This is a genomic window from Flavobacterium sp. LM4 (assembly GCF_002017935.1).
GTDB classification, from domain to species: Bacteria; Bacteroidota; Bacteroidia; order Flavobacteriales; family Flavobacteriaceae; genus Flavobacterium; species Flavobacterium chungangense.
The window spans coordinates 3175246-3195130 of sequence record NZ_MUFW01000001.1 but is presented as its reverse complement, the minus strand read 5'-3'; the positions used below and the strand labels follow the sequence as shown (position 1 = coordinate 3195130).

The following is a 19885-nucleotide window of genomic DNA, read 5'->3' as shown; positions in this document are numbered from 1 at the left end:
TTAAAAATGGAAAAAATTTTTTTAACCCTATTTCTTCTTACAGGCTTTTTATTTCGTGCACAAAAAACTGAGACCATAACAATTCCAAAAGGAGTGGTTTATAATTATTCTAGCCCTAAGGTTGTTGAAAAAGCAAAAAAAATAATAAGTGATAACCTATCTGACAACAATGATTATAAAATACTACAAAACAATCTTATTATTGGCCCCGAATTGTGGAAAAGGTTCAAGGACAATGAAAAAATCCAAAATATAAAGCAAGGGAAAGTACAATTTCATGTTGATAATTTAATCCTGGACGGGAAAATGAGTCAGGATATTAATGATTCTAAAATAATATGGGATGAATTTAAGAATGAAGTTTCTCATGATTACAAAATTAGAAAAGCTAATGAAGATGAATTGAAATATTATTGGTCTGTAATATCATTTGACATTGATGAACCTTTGTTAATAGTTGAGACTAAAGAACATAATTATATTTTAAACTTATTAAAAAAAGATTTAAAATTACTTTGGCTAGACGAAGCACCAAAACCAGATAATAACATCCAAAAAAATGATATCAAGAAATATCAAAATGGAAAAGAAATTGATTCTGTTTCTAAAGGAATAAAAGAAACTGCTCTGGAAAAGGTTATTCTTTTAAGTTCTAATGAGGAATTAAACGCAAACAGCTCTTTTGAAGATATTGAACTGATAATAAAAAAACAAATAAAATATTTAATGAGCTGTTTAAAAATTCCATACGATCTGGCAAAATAATGATTGAATTTGAGTTGAAAAAGAAAAAAAACGAAATAACATATGCTGTTAAAGATGATCTGGATCTTGATATTATGAAAGTATTTGAGCAAAGGGTTAATAGTGAGAAATATCCAAGTTCAAAAAAAGATTCTGTAAAAATTCGCTTAATTTATAAAGTAAATTCTTTTAATGATACAGAATAACTAAAGAAATCATTAATTGTATTTCTTTAAAATTAAAAAAAACTTGCGGGTTTATAGGCAACTCTGCTGCTCTTAATCTTTATACCTTTTTCAAAAAATCTCAGTAACTTAGCGCCTCAAAAACTTAGTCGCTCAAAACAATGAAACAAATTACTTCAGTCCAGAATCCGTTTATAAAATCGCTTGTTTTATTGCAGGAAAAAGCAAAAGCCCGCAAACAAAGTGGCACCTTTTTGATTGAAGGATTACGTGAAATTTCATTAGCTCAAAAAGGAGGTTACGAAATAGAAACTGTTTTGTTTTTACCTGAATTGGTTACTGAAAATCAAATTGGTAAACTGGTTTCATCATCGGTTCAGTTAATCGAAATCAACAAAGAAGTATATCAAAAACTGGCTTATCGGGATACGACAGAAGGAATTCTGGCTGTAGCCAAAGCCAAATCGTTGCAATTATCAGATTTAAAGTTATCCGAAAATCCGTTGATTCTGGTAGCTGAAGCTCCTGAAAAACCCGGAAATATCGGTGCTCTTTTGCGTACTGCCGATGCCGCCAATCTGGATGCTGTTTTAATTGCCAATCCAAAAAGCGATTTATACAACCCTAATATTGTGCGTTCCAGCGTTGGCTGCTTGTTTACCAATCAGATTGCAACGGGAACTACCTTAGAAATTATTACTTTTTTAAAAGAGAAAAAAATCGATTTTTATTGTGCTACATTACAAAATTCAACCTCCTATCATACACAGGATTTTACCACTCCAACTGCTTTGGTTGTAGGTACAGAAGCCACAGGACTAACTCAGGAATGGCGTGATGCTGCAACTCAAAATATCATCATCCCGATGCAGGGAGAAATTGACAGTATGAATGTTTCGGTAGCTGCTGCTATTTTAATTTTTGAAGCTAAAAGACAGAGAGGGTTTTAGTCGTTAGTTGAAAATTAAAAGTCTGTGACTTTCTTTTTGCTGTTTCCATGCCATTTTATTATATTTTTAAAAACTTTCAGAATAAAACTAAGCGAATTGACATCACTGACTCCGCTCGATTTACATTTAATTTACCTTCCAAAACTTAAAGTTTAAAATCCAAAATCAGCAATCCATTCCCTTGCGTATATTCAAACAAATCCTTATTTTTAAGAATTGAACCATGCCGTTATGACAGAAATAGATATTGAAAAAGAAAACAAAGCAATTGCACAAGAGTACAAAGAATTACTTCGAATCAGTTATCAGACTTTAACCCCTACAGATAAAAAACTAATTCGGAAAGCTTTTGATGTAGCTGTTGATGCCCATAAGGAACAAAGACGTAAGTCAGGTGAAGCGTATATCTTTCATCCTATTGCAGTTGCAAAAATTGTAGCATCAGAAATTGGTCTGGGAGCCACTTCTATTGCTGCGGCCTTATTGCACGATGTTGTCGAAGATACGCCAATAACAGTTGAAGACATTGAACGTTTATTCAACCCGAAAGTAGCACAATTGGTCGAAGGACTAACCAAAATTTCGATGGTTCAAAAAGATCTGAATGCTTCTATGCAGGCAGAGAATTTCCGTAAAATGATTCTGACCCTGAACGATGATGTACGTGTTATTTTGATTAAACTGGCCGATCGTCTTCACAACATGCAGACTATGGAGTCAATGGTTGAGTACAAACAGACCAAAATTGCTTCTGAAACTTTATACATTTATGCCCCTCTCGCACATCGTTTGGGACTTTATAATATTAAAACCAAACTTGAAGATTTAGGTTTAAAATATACTGAACCTGCTGTTTACGAAGATATCGTAAGTAAAATAAGAGAAACTAAAGAAGAACAAGATGCCTATATTAAAGATATTTCGGATGTCTTAAAAAAATCTTTGGATGCAGAAAATATCGATTATATTATAAAAGGAAGACCAAAATCAATTTATTCGATTCGTCGCAAAATGCGTTCTCAAAATGTGAGTTTTGATGAAGTTTATGACAAGTTTGCGCTTAGAATTGTATATAAATGCGATTCTCACGACGAAAAATTTATTGCCTGGAAAATCTATTCCATCGTAACAGATCATTACAGACCCAGCCCGAGTCGTTTACGTGATTGGATATCATCACCAAAATCAACCGGTTACGAAGCTTTGCACATTACCGTTATGGGACCAAAAGGCCGTTGGGTTGAAGTTCAGGTACGAAGTGAACGTATGGATGAAATTGCCGAAAAAGGATATGCTGCACATTACAAATACAAAAACGGTGCATCTGAAGAAAGCGGCCTGGATGTCTGGCTGAATTTACTTCGTGAAGCTTTGGAAAATCCCGAAACTAATGCAGTAGATTTTGTGGAAGATTTTAAAATGAACCTGTATTCACAGGAAATTTTTGTCTTTACCCCAAAAGGAGAAATCAAATCATTACCTAAGGGGGCAACTTCTCTGGATTTTGCTTTTAGCATCCACTCTGAAATTGGAATCAAAACAAGAGGAACCCGTGTAAATGGCCGTTTAGTTCCTTTAAATCACGAACTAAAAAGTGGTGATCAGGTTGAAGTCATTACTTCAGCAAATCAAAAACCAACTATAAACTGGTTAGATTATGTAACAACTTCAAGAGCGAAGAATAAAATTAAAAATGTTCTAAACGAGAATACGAAAAAAATTGCCGAAGAAGGAAAAGAATTACTTACCCGAAAACTAAAGCACTTAAAAATCACTCTTAATGAACAGGTTACAAACGAATTAGTTAATTTTTTCAGACTTAAAACAAGCTTAGATTTATTTTATCGTGTTGGAATTGGTGCCATTGAAAATCAACAGTTAAAAGATTACGCGGCACAAAAGAGTAATACGATTATCAATTTCTTTAAAAATAAAATCAAAAGAAATAAAGATACGGCTGCCGAAGATATTCATAAGCCAGTCATTAGCAGTAATTATGACATGCTGGTTTTTGGAACCGAACATGACAAACTAGACTACAAACTTTCGCAATGCTGTAACCCAATTCCCGGCGATGATGTTTTTGGTTTTGTCACGATAAATGAAGGAATCAAAGTACATAAAAAAGATTGCCCTAATGCTATCGGAATGCAGTCAAATTATGCTTATCGGATCATGAGCGCAAAATGGATAGACTCTTCTCAGGAAGAATTTAAAGCCATTATCAATATTACAGGTATGGATGTTTTGGGTTTAACAAATCAGCTTACTAAAGTAATTTCGAATAATATGAGCGTGAATATTCAGAGTATTTCGCTTAGTACTGATGCCGGAATTTTTCATGGCCAGGTTGCTGTAATTGTAAAAAACAATACTATTTTGAAGAAAATGATCAGTGCAATTAAGAAAATTGACGGTGTAGATAAAGTAACCAGAGAATACAGAACCTAACTTTTTAACCTATCTCTAAGGGTTTTGTAACGAAACTTTAAACCCGAAACTTTTATTCATTAAAAATAAAAAATTATCTTTGCAGGATATGACACTCATTTCAACTGACAACACTAAGAATCAAGAAATTGTAAAAAATGTTTTTACAATGTATCTTGAACAAAAAGGGCATCGAAAAACTCCTGAGCGTTATGCTATACTTCAGGAAATTTACGACAGCGAAGAGCATTTTGATATAGAAAACCTTTATATCAAAATGAAAAATAAAAACTATCGTGTAAGTAGAGCAACTTTGTACAACACGATTGAGCTATTATTAGACTGCGCTTTGGTTAGAAAACATCAATTTGGGCAAAATCAGGCTTATTACGAGAAATCTTATTTCGACAAACAGCACGATCACATTATCATGACTGATTCCGGAGAAGTAATTGAATTTTGTGATCCAAGAATTCAAACCATCAAAAAAACAATCGAAGAAATATTTGACATTGAGATTACTAATCATTCATTGTATTTCTACGGAAACAAAAAACAAAATCAATAATCCGGAAAGGGAATTATTCAAAAAATAAAAAAAGAAAATTAACTACATTAATCAGTAGGACGACTCAGCTTGTCCCAACGCAAATTAAAAAAGAATGACCGTAGATTTATTACTAGGATTACAATGGGGAGATGAAGGTAAAGGAAAAATTGTTGATGTACTTACCTCAAATTATGATATTATCGCACGTTTTCAAGGAGGACCAAACGCAGGACATACATTAGAGTTTGACGGAATTAAACACGTACTTAGAACCATTCCTTCAGGAATTTTTCATAAAGATTCAGTAAATATCATCGGAAATGGAGTTGTAATCGATCCGGTAGTTTTTCAAAAAGAAATTGAAGGTTTAGAGAAATTTAACCTTGATATCAAAAGCAAATTAATCATTTCAAGAAAAGCACATTTAATTTTACCTACTCACCGTTTACTTGACGCAGCTTCTGAAGCATCAAAAGGTAAAGCAAAAATTGGTTCTACGCTTAAAGGAATTGGACCAACTTACATGGATAAAACAGGAAGAAATGGTTTACGTGTTGGAGATATAGAACTAGAAGATTTCAAAGAACGTTACAGAGCATTGGCAGACAAACATGAGGCAATGATTGCTTTTTACGACGTTGCCATTCAATATAATTTAGCTGAATTAGAAAAAGAATTCTTTGAAGCTATCGAAGAATTAAAAAAATTAGATTTCATTGACAGCGAGGAATACATGCATCAGGCTCAAAAAGCTGGTAAATCTATTCTTTGCGAAGGTGCCCAGGGATCATTGTTAGATGTAGATTTTGGAACTTATCCATTCGTAACTTCATCAAACACAACGGCTGCAGGAGCTTGTACAGGTTTAGGAATTGCTCCTAACAAAATCAAAGAAGTTTACGGAATTTTCAAAGCTTATGTTACACGTGTTGGCAGCGGACCTTTCCCAACTGAACTTTTTGACGAAGTTGGTGCTACAATGGCAAGAGTTGGTAACGAATTTGGTTCTGTCACAGGAAGACAAAGACGTTGTGGATGGTTAGACTTAGTCGCATTAAAATATGCTGTTCAGGTTAACGGAGTTACGCAGTTAATGATGATGAAAGGCGATGTACTTTCTGGTTTTGAAACTCTTAAAGTTTGTACTGAATACAATTATAAAGGGCAAAACATTTCTCACTTTCCTTATAATATTGAACCGGAAAATGTAACTCCGGTTTACAAAGAATTTAAAGGATGGAAAGCTGACCTAACAGGATTGACAACTTACGATCAATTGCCTGTTGAGCTAAAAGAATACATTGAGTTTATTGAAAAAGAAATTGAAGTGCCAATCAAAATTGTATCTGTTGGACCAGACAGAAAGCAAACAATAACAAAATAATATTTTAAACGCTCTGATAATCAGAGCGTTTTTTTATACAACAAATTATTTCATTTATGAAAAATCCAGAAGTTCAAATTAAAGAAACTAAATTACTCTCAGACAATTGGTACATCTTAAATCGGGTTACTTTTGACTACAAAAAAGAAAACGGAGTACATGAAATACATACGCGAGAGGTTTATGACCGTGGGAATGGCGCTGGAATTTTATTATATAATTCGACAAAAAAAACAGTCATTTTAACTCGTCAGTTTCGTTTACCTACTTTCCTTAACGGAAATAAGGACGGTATGATGATCGAGGTATGTGCCGGACTTTTGGATCAGGATAATCCCGAAAATGCAATTATTCGTGAGACAGAAGAAGAAACAGGTTATCGTATTTCTAAAGTTCAAAAAGTTTTAGAAACCTACATGTCTCCAGGCGCTGTTACAGAAATTCTATATCTTTTTGTTGGTGAATATGATGAAAGCATGAAAGTAAGCGAAGGTGGCGGTTTAGATGCTGAACAGGAAAATATTGAAGTCTTTGAATATACGTTTGAAGAAGCTTATGCGATGATTGAATCTGGTGAGATTTCAGATGCAAAAACTATTATGTTATTACAGTATGCAAAAATAAAAGGATTGATTTAAACTTTTTGATTTAGAATATATTATTTTTAGATAACACAAATTAAGATAAAAATTCTAAATGAAATTACCTAAATACGTAACTAAAATTCTTAAAATACTATTCGCTATTTTTATAATAATAAATAGTATTGCTTTTTTTCATGCTTATAAATTTACTCACTTTTCGAACAGCCAGGCTGAAAAAACGAAGAGCCCAGAAGAACTGTCTTCACTTGACAAAGCTAAAGTTGTATTTTTTGGGGTTAATAATCCAAAACCCAAGAATAAAAAATTTCCATCCCAAAAGTACCAAACTATAAAGCTAAAAAGTAACAAGGAGATTGAATGCTGGTTAATTAAAATTGAAAACTCAAAAGGAACAGTCATATTATTTCACGGTTATGGCGGCGAAAAATCGCAACTGATTGAAAAATCAGATGAATTTATAAAATTAGGTTTTAGTACAATGCTGGTTGACTTTATGGGAAGCGGAAATTCCGAAGGAAACCAAACCACAATTGGTTATAAAGAATCAGAACAAGTTAAAACTGCCTTTGATTATATAAAACAAGCCGGAGAAAAAAACATTTTCTTGTTTGGTACTTCTATGGGAGCTGTCGCTATAATGAAATCTATTAATGATGACCGGATAAAACCAAAAGGAATCATACTCGAATGTCCATTTGGCTCGATGTACAAAACTGTCCTTGCGAGATTTAAGAGAGTAAACGCACCAACTTTCCTTATACCCAGAATATTACTTTTTTGGGGAGGTTTACAAAATGGATTTTGGGGGTTTGCACACAATCCAACAACGTATGCAAAAAGCATCACTTGCCCAACCTTATTATTGTATGGGGAAAAAGATAAAAGCGTAAGCCGAAAAGAAATAGATGAAATTTACACCAACCTAAAAGGCTCTAAAAAGCTCACTATTTACAAAAATACAGGACATGAAAATTATTTGATTAAAAATAAAGTTGAGTGGATACAAAATATCAACGAATTTTTAAAAAAACGATAAATTAATTATTCAACACTATAAAAACGAAGCGATTCAAATTGATTTTATCTTTATTCTGAATATTTTATACTGCAAAAATTTAAATTGATTAAAGCTATATTAAGCTTAATATTAATGATGATCCTTTATTTATGGAAAACTTCTGTACCGGAAGTTCTTTCCCGTAAAATTTGAAATAACAGAATAATAATGAAAATCAAATAAACTATCCTAAAAATTATGTAAGCTGCATTCCGGTCTGTATTTGTAATTTTAATTATCTAAAATTACGACCTATGAAAAAATTATATTACGCAGCAAATGCCCTATTATTATTGTTAACTTTATTGGTTTCTTGCAAAAAAAGTGACACAGTCACAATTACAGAAAATAAAAAACCCAAAAAAACAATTGAATACAAGAAACCAAAATCTGTTTCTTACCTACTTCAAAACACAAAAGAATGGCTTAAAAACAATGAAGCCGACAGTAGTAAAATGAATATTCTGTATGCTTTAAACAGAACTGACAAAACTAATTTTAAAAAATTAGATTCTGTAGTGGTTCCGGTAGATTTTAGTGGCGATTTGGTTTACTATCTTCCATTCCCCTTACATGTTAAGGCTCTGGAAGGAATTTCTAAAATTATTATTTTTTCATATCCTACGCAAACTTTTGCAGCTTATGCAAATGGTGAATTAGTACATACGGGCCCAACAAATATGGGAAGAAAAAATGATCCTACTCCAACCGGATTATTTTTTACCAATTGGAAAGCCGAGCAAACAACCAGCACCTTCAATGACGAATGGGACTTAAAATGGAATTTCAATATCGAAAACAAACTTGGCGTTGGTTTTCACCAATACGAATTACCGGGTTATCCAGCCTCGCATTCATGCTTGAGATTACTGGAAAAAGATGCCAAATATCTTTATAAATTCGCTGATGAATGGATTTTAAAAGACAAAGAGAACGTAAAAGTAAAAGGAACTCCTGTAATTGTTTTCGGAAGTTATAATTTTGGCAGCCCAAAACCTTGGCTGCAATTAGCATCTGATCCAAAAGCTTTAAATATTTCAGAAGCTGAAATTGAAATTCATACGAAACCATTCATCACAAAGATTTTAGAAAACCAAACGTTAAGGGAAACGGAAAAGAAAACAACTTCTCTTTAGATGTGTTTTATTAAAAAGATTCCCTTTAGAAAAGTAACCATTACTATTTATTTGTATTTTCACTGAGTTATTTTAATTTACTATTCTCGTTTAATAATCTAAAATTTTAAATATAAAATGTCTCAAAAATTAATCTTTCTATTTCTAATGTCAAGCGTTTTTTCATTTGGACAAGCTAAAACAAATTCAAAAACAGAAACTTATACCAGCCGAAAAGAACTTTATCAAATAAAATACAATCCTGATCATTGGATAAAAAATCCTGAATCTCAAAATTGGGATGTAGAATTTCATGATAAATACAACTTGATAAATGCCTATTTTATTGAATATGATTATTTTATTTCTGACAACAAACTTAAAAGTACAATTGAAGATGAGTATAAAGAGTTCGGAAAAATCAAAAATTTAAAAATTTATAAAAAAACAATAAATAATCTTGAAGTAAATTATTTTACCTGTGAATTAAACTACAACAGTTATTTATATAAATACCAAGGTTTTATTTACAATGGAAAAGGCGGTTCAGTACAAATCCAATATGGAGCTCAGGCTGAAGCAATAGAGAAAAATCAAAGTATTATTGATGAATTAAATAATGGGATTTCTGCAATCAACTAAAGAAAAAGGCATAAGAATTAAAATCTTATGCCTTTTTTAATATGAAAAAGTAAAAATTATCTTGAATAATTTGGAGCTTCTTTTGTAATGGTAACGTTGTGCGGGTGACTTTCTGTAATTCCGCTTGACGTAATTCTAACAAAACGTCCTGTTTCTTGTAAAGTAGGAATATCTTTAGAGCCGCAATATCCCATTCCGGCACGAAGACCTCCTATAAACTGAAGCATACTTTCGTTTAACTCACCTTTATAAGGAACGCGACCTACAATTCCTTCCGGAACTAATTTTTTTACATCATCTTCAACATCCTGAAAATAACGATCTTTAGAACCAGTCTGCATGGCTTCAACAGACCCCATTCCACGGTAAGATTTGAATTTTCTTCCCTCGAAAATAATCGTTTCCCCCGGTGATTCTTTTGTTCCTGCTAACAATGAACCTAACATTACACAGTCAGCACCTGCAGCAATTGCTTTAGGAATATCTCCTGTGTAACGAATTCCACCATCTGCAATAACCGGAACTCCTGTGCCTTTTATTGCCGCTGCAACTTCAAGAACAGCTGAAAATTGAGGAAAACCAACACCTGCAACGATACGGGTAGTACAAATAGAACCTGGTCCGATTCCTACTTTTACACCGTCTGCGCCATTTTCTACAAGATATTTAGCAGCTTCAGGGGTTGCGATGTTTCCAACAATAACATCTATCTGTGGAAATTTTGCTTTTATTTCTTTCAATGTATTTACCACACCTTCAGTATGTCCGTGGGCAGTATCTATAATAATAGCATCTACTCCTGCAGCAACTAATGCTTCAGCTCTTTGAACCGCATCACCTGTAACTCCAATAGCTGCAGCCACTCTTAAACGCCCAAAAACATCTTTGTTAGCAATTGGTTTTTGAGTCAGTTTCGTAATATCTCTAAAAGTAATTAAACCAACTAATTCATTTTTAGCGTTTACAACTGGTAATTTTTCGATTTTGTGACCTTGCAAAACAACTTCAGCCTGCTCTAACGAAGTTCCTTCGGCAACAGTAACAAGGTTCGAACTTGTCATCACCTCAGCGATTGGCCTTGCACCGTTTTTTTCGAAACGTAAATCCCGATTTGTAACAATTCCTTTTAAGATTCTGTTTTCGTCTACTATTGGAATCCCCCCAATGCCAAATTCTTTCATAGCAGCTTTTGCATCGGCAATTGTAGAAGTCATTGGCAATGTTACCGGATCTAAAATCATTCCGGCCTCAGCACGCTTCACTTTTCTAACCTTCGCCGCTTGCTGTTCGATGGTCATATTTTTATGTAAAACTCCAATTCCACCCTCTTGTGCCATAGCGATTGCCATTGCACTTTCGGTCACTGTATCCATAGCAGCAGATACGATTGGAACGTTTAATGTTATGTTTCTTGAGAATTTTGATTTGATACTCACTTCGCGTGGAAGCACATTCGAGTAGTTTGGTACTAATAATACATCATCGTAAGTTAAACCTTCGCCGATGATCTTGGAGTTGTGTGCTATCATTTTGCAATTTGTAGTTGAATTGCGTGCAAATATAGTGAATAAATTAGAAACTTGTTCATTAACTTATTCAGATTTTTTTTGACTCTAAAAGAAATCATTACCTTACTGCCCCAGCCCGGATCGAAATGGAAAGCCACGAAAGGTAAAAGCACTTTTTTTTCCTGGCTTTAAAAAGCGACCGGCGGAAGCTCTTTTAAGGACTTTGGAAAAAAGTGTTTTTGCCCGAGTGCTTGAAATGGAGAGCCGGAAATAGCTTCAAAATCTTAATGAAATTTACCGAATAGTTTAGAAGCTTCGTTATAAGCACTTTCAAAACTTAAAGAATTTAAATCGGTCGTTTTTTTATTAGCCGTAAAATATGAAATGAGTTTTTCTGTTGGCATATTACCCGTTAGTTTATCAGTTGCCATCGGACAGCCACCAAAACCCTGAATAGCACCATCAAATCGCGTACAGCCTGCTTTATGTGCGGCATCAATTTTTTCAAACCAGCTATTAGGTGTTGTATGCAGATGTGCTCCAAACTCTATTTGAGGATATTTCGGAATTAAATGAGAGAAAAGATAAGTGATAACCTCTGGCGTTGAGCTTCCGACAGTATCTGAAAGAGACAGGATTTTCACACCCATTTTCGCTAATTTTTCTGTCCATTCGCCTACGATTTCAATATTCCAGGGATCTCCGTATGGATTTCCGAACCCCATGGACAGATAGGTCACTACTTCCTTATTTTTTTTATCGGCAATTTCAAAAATTTCTTCAAGTGTCACTAAAGACTGTGCAATAGTTTTATGTGTATTTCGCATCTGAAAATTCTCTGAAATCGAAAAAGGAAATCCTAAATACCGAATGGCTTCATGCTCAGAAGCAGCTGATGCACCCTGTGTATTGGCAATAATCGCCAAAAGCTTACTTGTTGTCTGAGATAAATCAAGCTGAGCCAAAACCGCAGCAGTATCCTGCATTTGAGGTATCGCTTTGGAAGACACAAAACTTCCAAAATCTATTGTATCAAAACCTACCCTGAGCAAAGCCTGGATATAAGAAACTTTATTTTGGGTAGGAATAAATGTTTTGATACCTTGCATGGCATCACGTGGACATTCGATAATTTTGATTTCTTTACTCAAAGCTTACTCTTTTGTAAAGGCTAAGTTAGGCTCTTTTTTAAAGAAATAAAAGTTATAATTTTCTTTATTTGAATATTCCTTTTTAAGGTAATAATTAAAAATATTACCGAAAAACGTAATAAAACAAAATATTACACAAAAGCGTAATAATTTAAAATATTCCTTATATTTGTAATATTAACTTTATTTATTTTTAATTATATTTGATGTTATGACTAGCATAATTACAGGTGATATAATTGGCTCAAGACAACAAAAATCAAGACATTGGGTCGAAGACTTAAAAAAAATTCTAATTCAGTTTGGAGAAACACCGAGTCAATGGGAGGTTTACAGGGGCGACGAATTTCAAATTGAAGTTAAAAACCCGGAAGATGCTTTATTAACTGCTATTCTGTTAAAGGCTCATTTAAGAGCCATTAAATCTGATGCCAGAATGAGTATTGGTTTTGGAGATAAAACGCATAATGCCGAAAAAATATCCGAAAGCAACGGGGGCGCTTTTATACACTCGGGAGAACTTTTTGAAACTTTAAAAAAACAGAAAGTAACTCTGGCCATACGAACAGGTAATGTGGATATTGATGAAAAATTAAATCTAATGATACAACTGGCGTTGACTTTTATGGATAACTGGCTTGTTCAATCAGCAAAATTTGTTGCTGCTGCAATAGAAAACCCAACGCTATCACAAGAAGAACTGGGGCAAAAATTGAACATTAATCAAGCAGCTGTCAGCAGGAGACAAAAACGCGCTCAATTTGATTTGGTTATGAATTTAGACCGTTATTTCAGAACTCAGATAAAACAACTTACAATCTCATGATTTTATTTATAAAACTACTTTTAGCACATTTATTAGGGGATTTTATATGGCAGCCCAATTCATGGGTGACCGACAAGGAAACTAAGAAGTATAAAAGTAAATTTTTATACTTTCATATTTTATTGCACGGGACTTTAGCAGCAATTTTGGCCGGAGAAATTCAGTTTATTCCATACGCTATTTTAATTGCAGTCACACATGGAATTATTGATTTAATCAAATTAAGTTTTCAAAAAAATAACACAAAACGCACTTGGTTTGTCACGGACCAAATTTTACACATATTGATTCTTATTTCGATTGTACTTTTATATGAGAACAAAAGCATTATCTTTTTTTGGAAGGAAAATAATTTTTGGATTTTGGCAACCGGAATATTATTGTTAACCAAACCTACTTCTATCTTTATTAAAACTATTATTTCTATTTGGAGTCCAGAAAGTCAGAACAGCAATCAGGATAATTCGCTTGCCAATGCAGGAAATTACATTGGCATACTAGAACGTTTATTTGTATTCGGATTTATTTTAACTGGGCATTTTGAAGCCATCGGGTTTTTATTGGCTGCCAAATCTATTTTCAGGTTTGGAGATTTAAAAGAAGCCAAAGACCGAAAACTTACTGAATATGTAATGATTGGGACTCTAATAAGTTTTGGGATTGCAACAATCGTGGGATTGATTATTCAGGCACTTTTAAAATTGCCTTAAAACTTTTTTATTAATCGCTTTTATCAAAGCAGGTCCTTCATAAATAAAACCTGTATATAATTGTACTAAACTGGCTCCTGCATTTAGTTTTTCAACCGCATCATCGGCAGAATGAATTCCTCCCACTCCAATAATCGGGAATGCTTTGTTGCTTTTTTCAGAAAGAAAACGAATTACTTCTGTAGAACGTTTCGTTAATGGCTTTCCGGACAAGCCTCCCATTTCAGATTGATTTTGTGATTGTAATCCGTCTCTTGAAATTGTTGTATTAGTAGCAATTACACCAGCAATCTGTGTAATCTTTACAATATCAATAATATCTAATAACTGCTCGTCTGTTAAATCCGGAGCAATTTTTAAAAGAATTGGTTTAACTTTTTGACTGCTTGTTTTTTGCTTTTCAACATTTCTGTTTTGCAATGTCTGAAGCAAAGCTGTCAAGGGTTCTTTATCCTGTAAAGCTCTTAAATTTGGGGTATTTGGAGAACTTACATTCACCACAAAATAATCTACGTGATCAAACAAAGCATCAAAACAAATGACATAATCGTCAACAGCATTTTCGTTTGGAGTTACTTTATTTTTTCCGATGTTTCCACCAATTAAAACTCCTGAATTCTTTTTTAAACGTTCAACTGCTTCCAAAACACCGCCGTTATTAAACCCCATTCGGTTAATAATTGCCTGATCTTCTTTTAATCTGAATAAACGCTTTTTTGGATTTCCTTCCTGACCCACAGGAGTTACAGTTCCTATTTCTATAAAACCAAAACCAAAATCCCCAAGTTCTTTATAAAGTTTCGCATCTTTATCAAATCCTGCTGCAAGTCCAACCGGATTTTTGAATTTAATACCAAAAACTTCCCTTTCTAATCGGGTATCTTTTACTTCATAAATTGATTTGATAATCGATGTAACTCCCGGAATTTTTGAAATGAATTTGACAAATGAAAAAGTAAAGTAATGAACTTCTTCAGGATCAAAATAAAAAAGTATCGGGCGGATTATCAATTTATACATAAGAGTGTGTTATTATTTTTTTGGATGCAAATTTAGATATTAAACTTTAAAATGACTTCTTTTATACAAAACAAATTAGTTCAATTTTGTTGCCTCTCCTACCAAAAGTATCTGAAATTATATTAAACAACAGAACCTGAATCACAAAATCACATTAAAAACAAAAATCGAAAATATAAATTAAAGCTTTTCTCAAAATAAAATTTTACTTAACTTAACAACTCCTACACTCATAAAAATTAACACTATACACTAAATAATGAAAACATAAATAAATATCACATGTCAGACAATTTGGTTATTATCAAAAGAATAAATAAAAATATTACTAACCCTATAGAATAAATAGAATATTTTTATAACTTTGATTATTTTATGTATTCAATTTATACTTTTCCAATTCAAAGACTACCCTAATGAAAACTAAAACCTATTGGATTTTTGCTTTGCTAACAATATCTGTTATTTCTATTGCATATAGCTTCACAAAAACAATAATTCCTAAACCAAAATCCGCAGCAATGGAGTGTTCCGAAACACCACACATATCTGCAGAATCATTATTTAAACCAACCATTGAAAACAAAAACAAACCAACCGGCAAAACACCAAAAGGGATGGCCTGGATTCCGGGAGGAGAATTTTCTATGGGCAGCAATGTAGAAGACGAAAGTTTATGCAGTATAAAAGGTGTTACCAAAGATGCTTCACCCATACACAGAGTATATGTTGATGGGTTTTATATGGATAAAACAGAAGTAACTAACGAACAATTTGAAGCATTCGTAAAAGCGACAGGATATGTAACATTAGCTGAAAAAGCGCCTACTCATGAAGAATATCCTGATGCCCCTTTAGAAAATTTAATTGCCGGATCTGCAGTGTTTACTCCAACTCCTGCAAAAGTTGATTTAAATAATTACATGCAATGGTGGACTTATGTTAAAGGAGCAGATTGGAGACATCCTGAAGGCACCGGAAGCTCAATAAAAGGAAGAGAGAAATACCCTGTCGTTCAGGTTTCTTATGCCGATGCGGCTGCTTATGCAAAATGGGCAGGCAAAAGATTACCCACAGAAGCAGAATGGGAATTTGCAGCACGAGGAGGAAAAACCGGAGAACTTTATGCCTGGGGAAACACGTTAAAACCAAAAGGAAAATTTCAGGCCAATATCTATCAGGGAAATTTCCCTGTAGAAAAAGGAGATAAAGGAGAAGATGGCTACATAGGAATAGCTCCAACAGCGCAATTCGAACCAAATGGATATGGATTATATGATATTGGCGGAAATGTTTGGGAATGGACAAACGACTGGTATACGACTGACTATTATTCTATTTTAAGTGAAAGCGGGCAAACAATCAAAAATCCTAAGGGACCTGAAAAATCTTATGACCCTGCAGAACCAGATTTACCTAAAAAAGTACAACGCGGAGGATCCTTTTTATGCACAGACCAATATTGCACACGCTACATGGTAGGAACCAGAGGAAAAGGAGATTATCAGTCTCCCGCAAATCATATTGGATTCAGATGTGTTCAAAGCAATTAATAACACCATTTTAATAAGAAAGGATTCTATTCTCACCAATAGAATCCTTTCTTATTACTGATTATCAAACTCAATAATCCATCTTAAAAATTCTATCTTTGCTAAAAAATTAAAAAAATGCAACATATCATAGATCGCTTTATCAGTTATGTAACTATTGATACTGAATCAGACCCAAATTCACAAACTACACCAAGTACAGAAAAACAATGGAATCTTGCCAATAAATTAGTTGAAGAACTAAAAACAATTGGCTTACAGGATATCACTATAGATGACAAAGCTTATATCATGGCGACTCTGCCAGGCAATGTTGATCATGAAGTTCCAACCATTGGATTTGTTTCGCATTTTGATACTTCTCCTGATTTTAGCGGAGCGAATGTAAAACCGCAGATTATTGAAAATTACGACGGAAAAGATATTGTTTTGAATGCTGAAAAAAACATCATTTTATCTCCAGATTACTTCAAGGATTTACTACAATATAAAGGACAGACTATCATCACAACTGACGGAACCACTTTGCTGGGTGCCGATGATAAAGCCGGAATTACAGAAATTGTATCAGCAATGGAATATCTGATTCAGCATCCGGAAATTAAACATGGAAAAATCAGAATCGGGTTTACACCTGATGAAGAAATAGGACGCGGAGCACATCATTTTGATGTAGAGAAATTCGGAGCGCAATGGGCATATACAATGGACGGAAGCCAAATTGGTGAATTGGAATATGAAAACTTTAACGCTGCGGGAGCCAAAATTACTTTTAAAGGAAAAAGCGTTCATCCCGGTTATGCGAAAGGAAAAATGATCAATTCGATGCTGATTGCGAATGATTTTATCAATGAACTTCCAAAAGGAGAAACACCACAGGAAACTAAAGGTTATGAAGGTTTTTTCCATGTTCATCATATAAAAGGAAATATTGAAGAAACTATTTTAGAGTTAATTATCCGTGATCATAACAAGAAAAAGTTCGAAAAGCGAAAAGAATTAATTGAGAAGATTACCAAAAAATTCAATAAAAAATTCGCTAAACAATATGGAGAAGACATTGTAACTGCTGAAATTAAAGATCAGTATTACAATATGAAAGAAAAAGTGCTTCCGGTAAAACATATTGTAGATATTGCAGAGAAAGCAATGCGCGAACTGCATATAAAACCAATCATTAAACCTATTCGTGGCGGTACAGACGGATCTCAATTGTCATTTATGGGATTACCCTGCCCTAATATTTTTGCAGGCGGTCATAACTTTCACGGAAAATACGAATATGTTCCGGCAGAAAGTATCCAAAAAGCAACTGATGTAATTGTAAAAATTGCTGAATTAACAGCAATTCCGGGAATTTTCGATACACCTGAAAAACCTAAAGGAAGAAGATAATTTGGAATCAAAATCCGAAAATAAAGGCATTTGGAAATACGGAGATAAATGGGAAGAAGAACTACTACTTCTCAAATCTATTATGGATAAAACAGAACTGACTAAGACCACAAAATGGGGCGGTTCGGTTTATGTTTATGAAAAGAAAAACGTAATTGGCCTTGGCGGATTTAAAGATTATTTTGCCATTTGGTTTTTCAACGGAGTTTTCCTGAAAGACGAAAAAAAGAAACTGATAAACGCTCAGGAGAATCTAACAAAATCTTTGCGCCAATGGCGTTTTACTTCGAAAGAAGAAATCAACGAAAAAGAAGTTTTAAAATATATTTTCGAGGCAATCCAAAACGAGAAGCAGGGAAAAGTAATCAAACCTTCAAAAAAAGAAGCAATAATTTCTGAGCTTTTAGAAAAAGAAATGGCTCAGAATCCTACTTTAAAAGAAGCCTTTCAGAAGTTTTCTCCTTACAAACAATACGAGTTTTTAGAATATATTGAAACCGCCAAACAGGAAAAAACTAAACTTTCCAGAATTGAAAAAGTGATTCCTATGATATTGGCGAATGTTGGGCTGAATGATAAGTACAGGTAACGTTTAGAAATTCCAATGCTTTTAAATTCCAAACTATTAAGAAGTCTTTATCAAAGTTTAAAACCTGATAAAGGCTTTTTAATTTTCTGTTAATTAGAAGGCTAGGAAGCGAACGATTGTGAACAAGCGGAGCAATCCTCATAAGAGGTTCTACAAATCAAATTCATTTAGCCAAATAACTTGTAAAGCTTCTTCTTCAGAATGTAAAAATTGAATATATCTACATTCATTTATGAATTTTTCACATGCTTTAATTGATAGAATTATTGTTAAATTCAGAATAATCGTAGTTTTGTTTGAAAACAAAATCCTACATTTACCAAGTATAAATAACAAGCCTTTTCTTAATATATGCCGGAATTAAAAAGAATAATCTTTTATCATAATCGTGAGTTGGAACATTCCAGATTTTATGAAACAAGAAAATATGGATACATGTATCAGGATTTCGAAAATGAAAAACTTATTAAAGAATTACATTACGAGGTCGAAATTAATTGTGAAACCAGTAACACTCATAATAACTTTATTTTCGAAATAAATAGAAAGCAAATCTATATTGATCAGCAAGAACCCGATTTACTTGTAGAACAAATGCTTGACAAATGTTCAAAAGCATTATTTCCGATAAAAATAATACCGGCTAAAGACGGCACTATCTATGAATTATACAATCATGACGAAATTGTAAAAAGGTGGCAATCTTTAAAAGAACACCTTGGCACTTACTATTACAGTGAAATTGCGTATAAAATTCTTAATAAGGTCCAAAAACTAATTCTAAACAAAGATGCGCTTGAAAAATCATTAAATCAGGATTGGTTTTTTCACTTGTACTTCTCCCCTCTCTATATCGAATACCCACTAGAAAAACCACAAACATACAAGTGGAAATCACCTGTTTTTGGTAATCAGTTTATTGACTACCAAACAGATCACACTATTGAGGAACATTATACTGCTACCAATAAAATAATTATTAATGCCAAAGGTAAAAGCATTGATGAGCGATCTATTGATGAAGTTTTAAGAGGGCTTAATTATCCGCAGTCTAAATTACAAGGAAAAGCATATGAACCATTAGAATCAGAAATGGAAGTGGAATACAAACTTTACGGGGAAGACAAATCAATATTTTCAATTATTTCTACTTTTAATACTAAGATAAATATAACCCTAAATAAAGTACAAAAAATAGCTTTGTACCATTTGGTTGAAGATGAAAACTTCAGGCCATACTCTGATGTTGAGGAACGAAAAGCACAAGAGCAATTTCAAAACTTCCAGACTATGGGAGACGAAGATATTATAGATTTAAGTAAAATATTTAAAAACGATACTCCCAAACCTGATGTATTTAAAGAACCTAAGGAAAAAGTGAGCTTTTTTGTAGAAGAAATTACCCCAGTCCAAAGAAAAAACTCATTAGAGAAATTCTTAGGCATGTTTAAAAAGAAATAAGATAATCTAA

General features: G+C 33.3%; 19 protein-coding genes. 16 read left to right on the top strand and 3 right to left on the bottom strand.

Going from position 1 to position 19885, the window contains the following annotated elements:
- Window positions 1–6 precede the first annotated feature (6 nt).
- The 10 genes from BXU10_RS14030 to BXU10_RS13985 all read left to right on the top strand — a co-directional run bounded on the left by BXU10_RS14030 (window position 7) and on the right by BXU10_RS13985 (window position 9662).
- Entirely contained in the window at window positions 7–765 is a 759-nt protein-coding gene (locus BXU10_RS14030; RefSeq protein ID WP_078227842.1) for a hypothetical protein, read from the top strand.
- A complete protein-coding gene (locus BXU10_RS14025) occupies window positions 765–950 on the top strand; it encodes a hypothetical protein (RefSeq protein WP_078227841.1) in 186 nt (61 codons plus the stop codon). Before BXU10_RS14030 ends, BXU10_RS14025 begins: the two co-directional genes overlap by 1 nt.
- Window positions 951–1090: 140 nt before the next feature.
- Window positions 1091–1879 (top strand): RNA methyltransferase, encoded by a 789-nt coding sequence (locus tag BXU10_RS14020; RefSeq protein WP_078227840.1) that lies wholly within the window; start codon window positions 1091–1093, stop codon window positions 1877–1879.
- 231 nt (window positions 1880–2110) lie between these two features.
- Complete coding sequence (locus BXU10_RS14015) at window positions 2111–4330, top strand: bifunctional (p)ppGpp synthetase/guanosine-3',5'-bis(diphosphate) 3'-pyrophosphohydrolase (protein WP_078227839.1); 2220 nt, start codon at window positions 2111–2113, stop codon at window positions 4328–4330.
- Window positions 4331–4418: 88 nt separating this feature from the next.
- On the top strand, window positions 4419–4877 hold the full coding sequence (locus BXU10_RS14010; protein ID WP_031453777.1) for a Fur family transcriptional regulator: 459 nt from the start codon (window positions 4419–4421) through the stop codon (window positions 4875–4877).
- 94 nt (window positions 4878–4971) lie between these two features.
- Window positions 4972–6243, top strand: a complete 1272-nt coding sequence (locus BXU10_RS14005) for an adenylosuccinate synthase (protein WP_078227838.1) — start codon at window positions 4972–4974, stop codon at window positions 6241–6243.
- A gap of 56 nt (window positions 6244–6299) precedes the next feature.
- Window positions 6300–6881 (top strand): NUDIX domain-containing protein, encoded by a 582-nt coding sequence (locus BXU10_RS14000; RefSeq protein ID WP_078227837.1) that lies wholly within the window; start codon window positions 6300–6302, stop codon window positions 6879–6881.
- 58 nt (window positions 6882–6939) lie between these two features.
- Entirely contained in the window at window positions 6940–7884 is a 945-nt protein-coding gene (locus BXU10_RS13995; protein ID WP_078227836.1) for an alpha/beta hydrolase, read from the top strand.
- A gap of 275 nt (window positions 7885–8159) precedes the next feature.
- Window positions 8160–9041: a L,D-transpeptidase gene (locus tag BXU10_RS13990; protein ID WP_078227835.1), complete on the top strand. Its 882-nt coding sequence runs from the start codon at window positions 8160–8162 to the stop codon at window positions 9039–9041.
- 117 nt (window positions 9042–9158) lie between these two features.
- Window positions 9159–9662 carry a hypothetical protein gene (locus BXU10_RS13985; protein WP_078227834.1) on the top strand — a complete coding sequence of 168 codons (504 nt, stop codon included), beginning with the start codon at window positions 9159–9161 and terminating at the stop codon, window positions 9660–9662.
- Window positions 9663–9718: 56 nt separating this feature from the next.
- Here the strand turns inward: BXU10_RS13985 and guaB are convergent, their stop codons facing one another.
- Window positions 9719–11191, bottom strand: a complete 1473-nt coding sequence (guaB, locus tag BXU10_RS13980; protein WP_031453771.1) for an IMP dehydrogenase — start codon at window positions 11189–11191, stop codon at window positions 9719–9721.
- Between the two features lie 263 nt (window positions 11192–11454).
- Window positions 11455–12321 (bottom strand): hydroxymethylglutaryl-CoA lyase, encoded by an 867-nt coding sequence (locus tag BXU10_RS13975; protein ID WP_078227833.1) that lies wholly within the window; start codon window positions 12319–12321, stop codon window positions 11455–11457.
- A gap of 211 nt (window positions 12322–12532) precedes the next feature.
- Between BXU10_RS13975 and BXU10_RS13970 the strand changes: the two genes are divergently transcribed.
- Both BXU10_RS13970 and BXU10_RS13965 read left to right on the top strand, forming a co-directional pair.
- A complete protein-coding gene (locus tag BXU10_RS13970) occupies window positions 12533–13147 on the top strand; it encodes a SatD family protein (protein ID WP_078227832.1) in 615 nt (204 codons plus the stop codon).
- The gene (locus BXU10_RS13965; protein WP_078227831.1) at window positions 13144–13857 is read left to right on the top strand and encodes a DUF3307 domain-containing protein; all 714 of its coding nucleotides are present in this window, start codon (window positions 13144–13146) and stop codon (window positions 13855–13857) included. The genes BXU10_RS13970 and BXU10_RS13965 overlap by 4 nt, the downstream gene beginning before the upstream one ends.
- Here the strand turns inward: BXU10_RS13965 and BXU10_RS13960 are convergent.
- A complete protein-coding gene (locus BXU10_RS13960; RefSeq protein ID WP_078227830.1) occupies window positions 13843–14877 on the bottom strand; it encodes a quinone-dependent dihydroorotate dehydrogenase in 1035 nt (344 codons plus the stop codon). The two genes, BXU10_RS13965 and BXU10_RS13960, sit on opposite strands and share 15 nt — an antisense overlap.
- 416 nt (window positions 14878–15293) lie before the next feature.
- Between BXU10_RS13960 and BXU10_RS13955 the strand changes: the two genes are divergently transcribed.
- From BXU10_RS13955 to BXU10_RS13940, 4 genes are all read left to right on the top strand, one after another.
- Window positions 15294–16430 (top strand): formylglycine-generating enzyme family protein, encoded by a 1137-nt coding sequence (locus tag BXU10_RS13955; RefSeq protein ID WP_078227829.1) that lies wholly within the window; start codon window positions 15294–15296, stop codon window positions 16428–16430.
- Between the two features lie 117 nt (window positions 16431–16547).
- Window positions 16548–17825, top strand: a complete 1278-nt coding sequence (gene pepT / locus BXU10_RS13950; protein WP_078227828.1) for a peptidase T — start codon at window positions 16548–16550, stop codon at window positions 17823–17825.
- A gap of 1 nt (window position 17826) precedes the next feature.
- The gene (locus tag BXU10_RS13945) at window positions 17827–18414 is read left to right on the top strand and encodes a YdeI family protein (RefSeq protein WP_078227827.1); all 588 of its coding nucleotides are present in this window, start codon (window positions 17827–17829) and stop codon (window positions 18412–18414) included.
- 351 nt (window positions 18415–18765) lie between these two features.
- Entirely contained in the window at window positions 18766–19875 is a 1110-nt protein-coding gene (locus BXU10_RS13940) for a hypothetical protein (RefSeq protein ID WP_078227826.1), read from the top strand.
- Window positions 19876–19885: the final 10 nt, after the last annotated feature.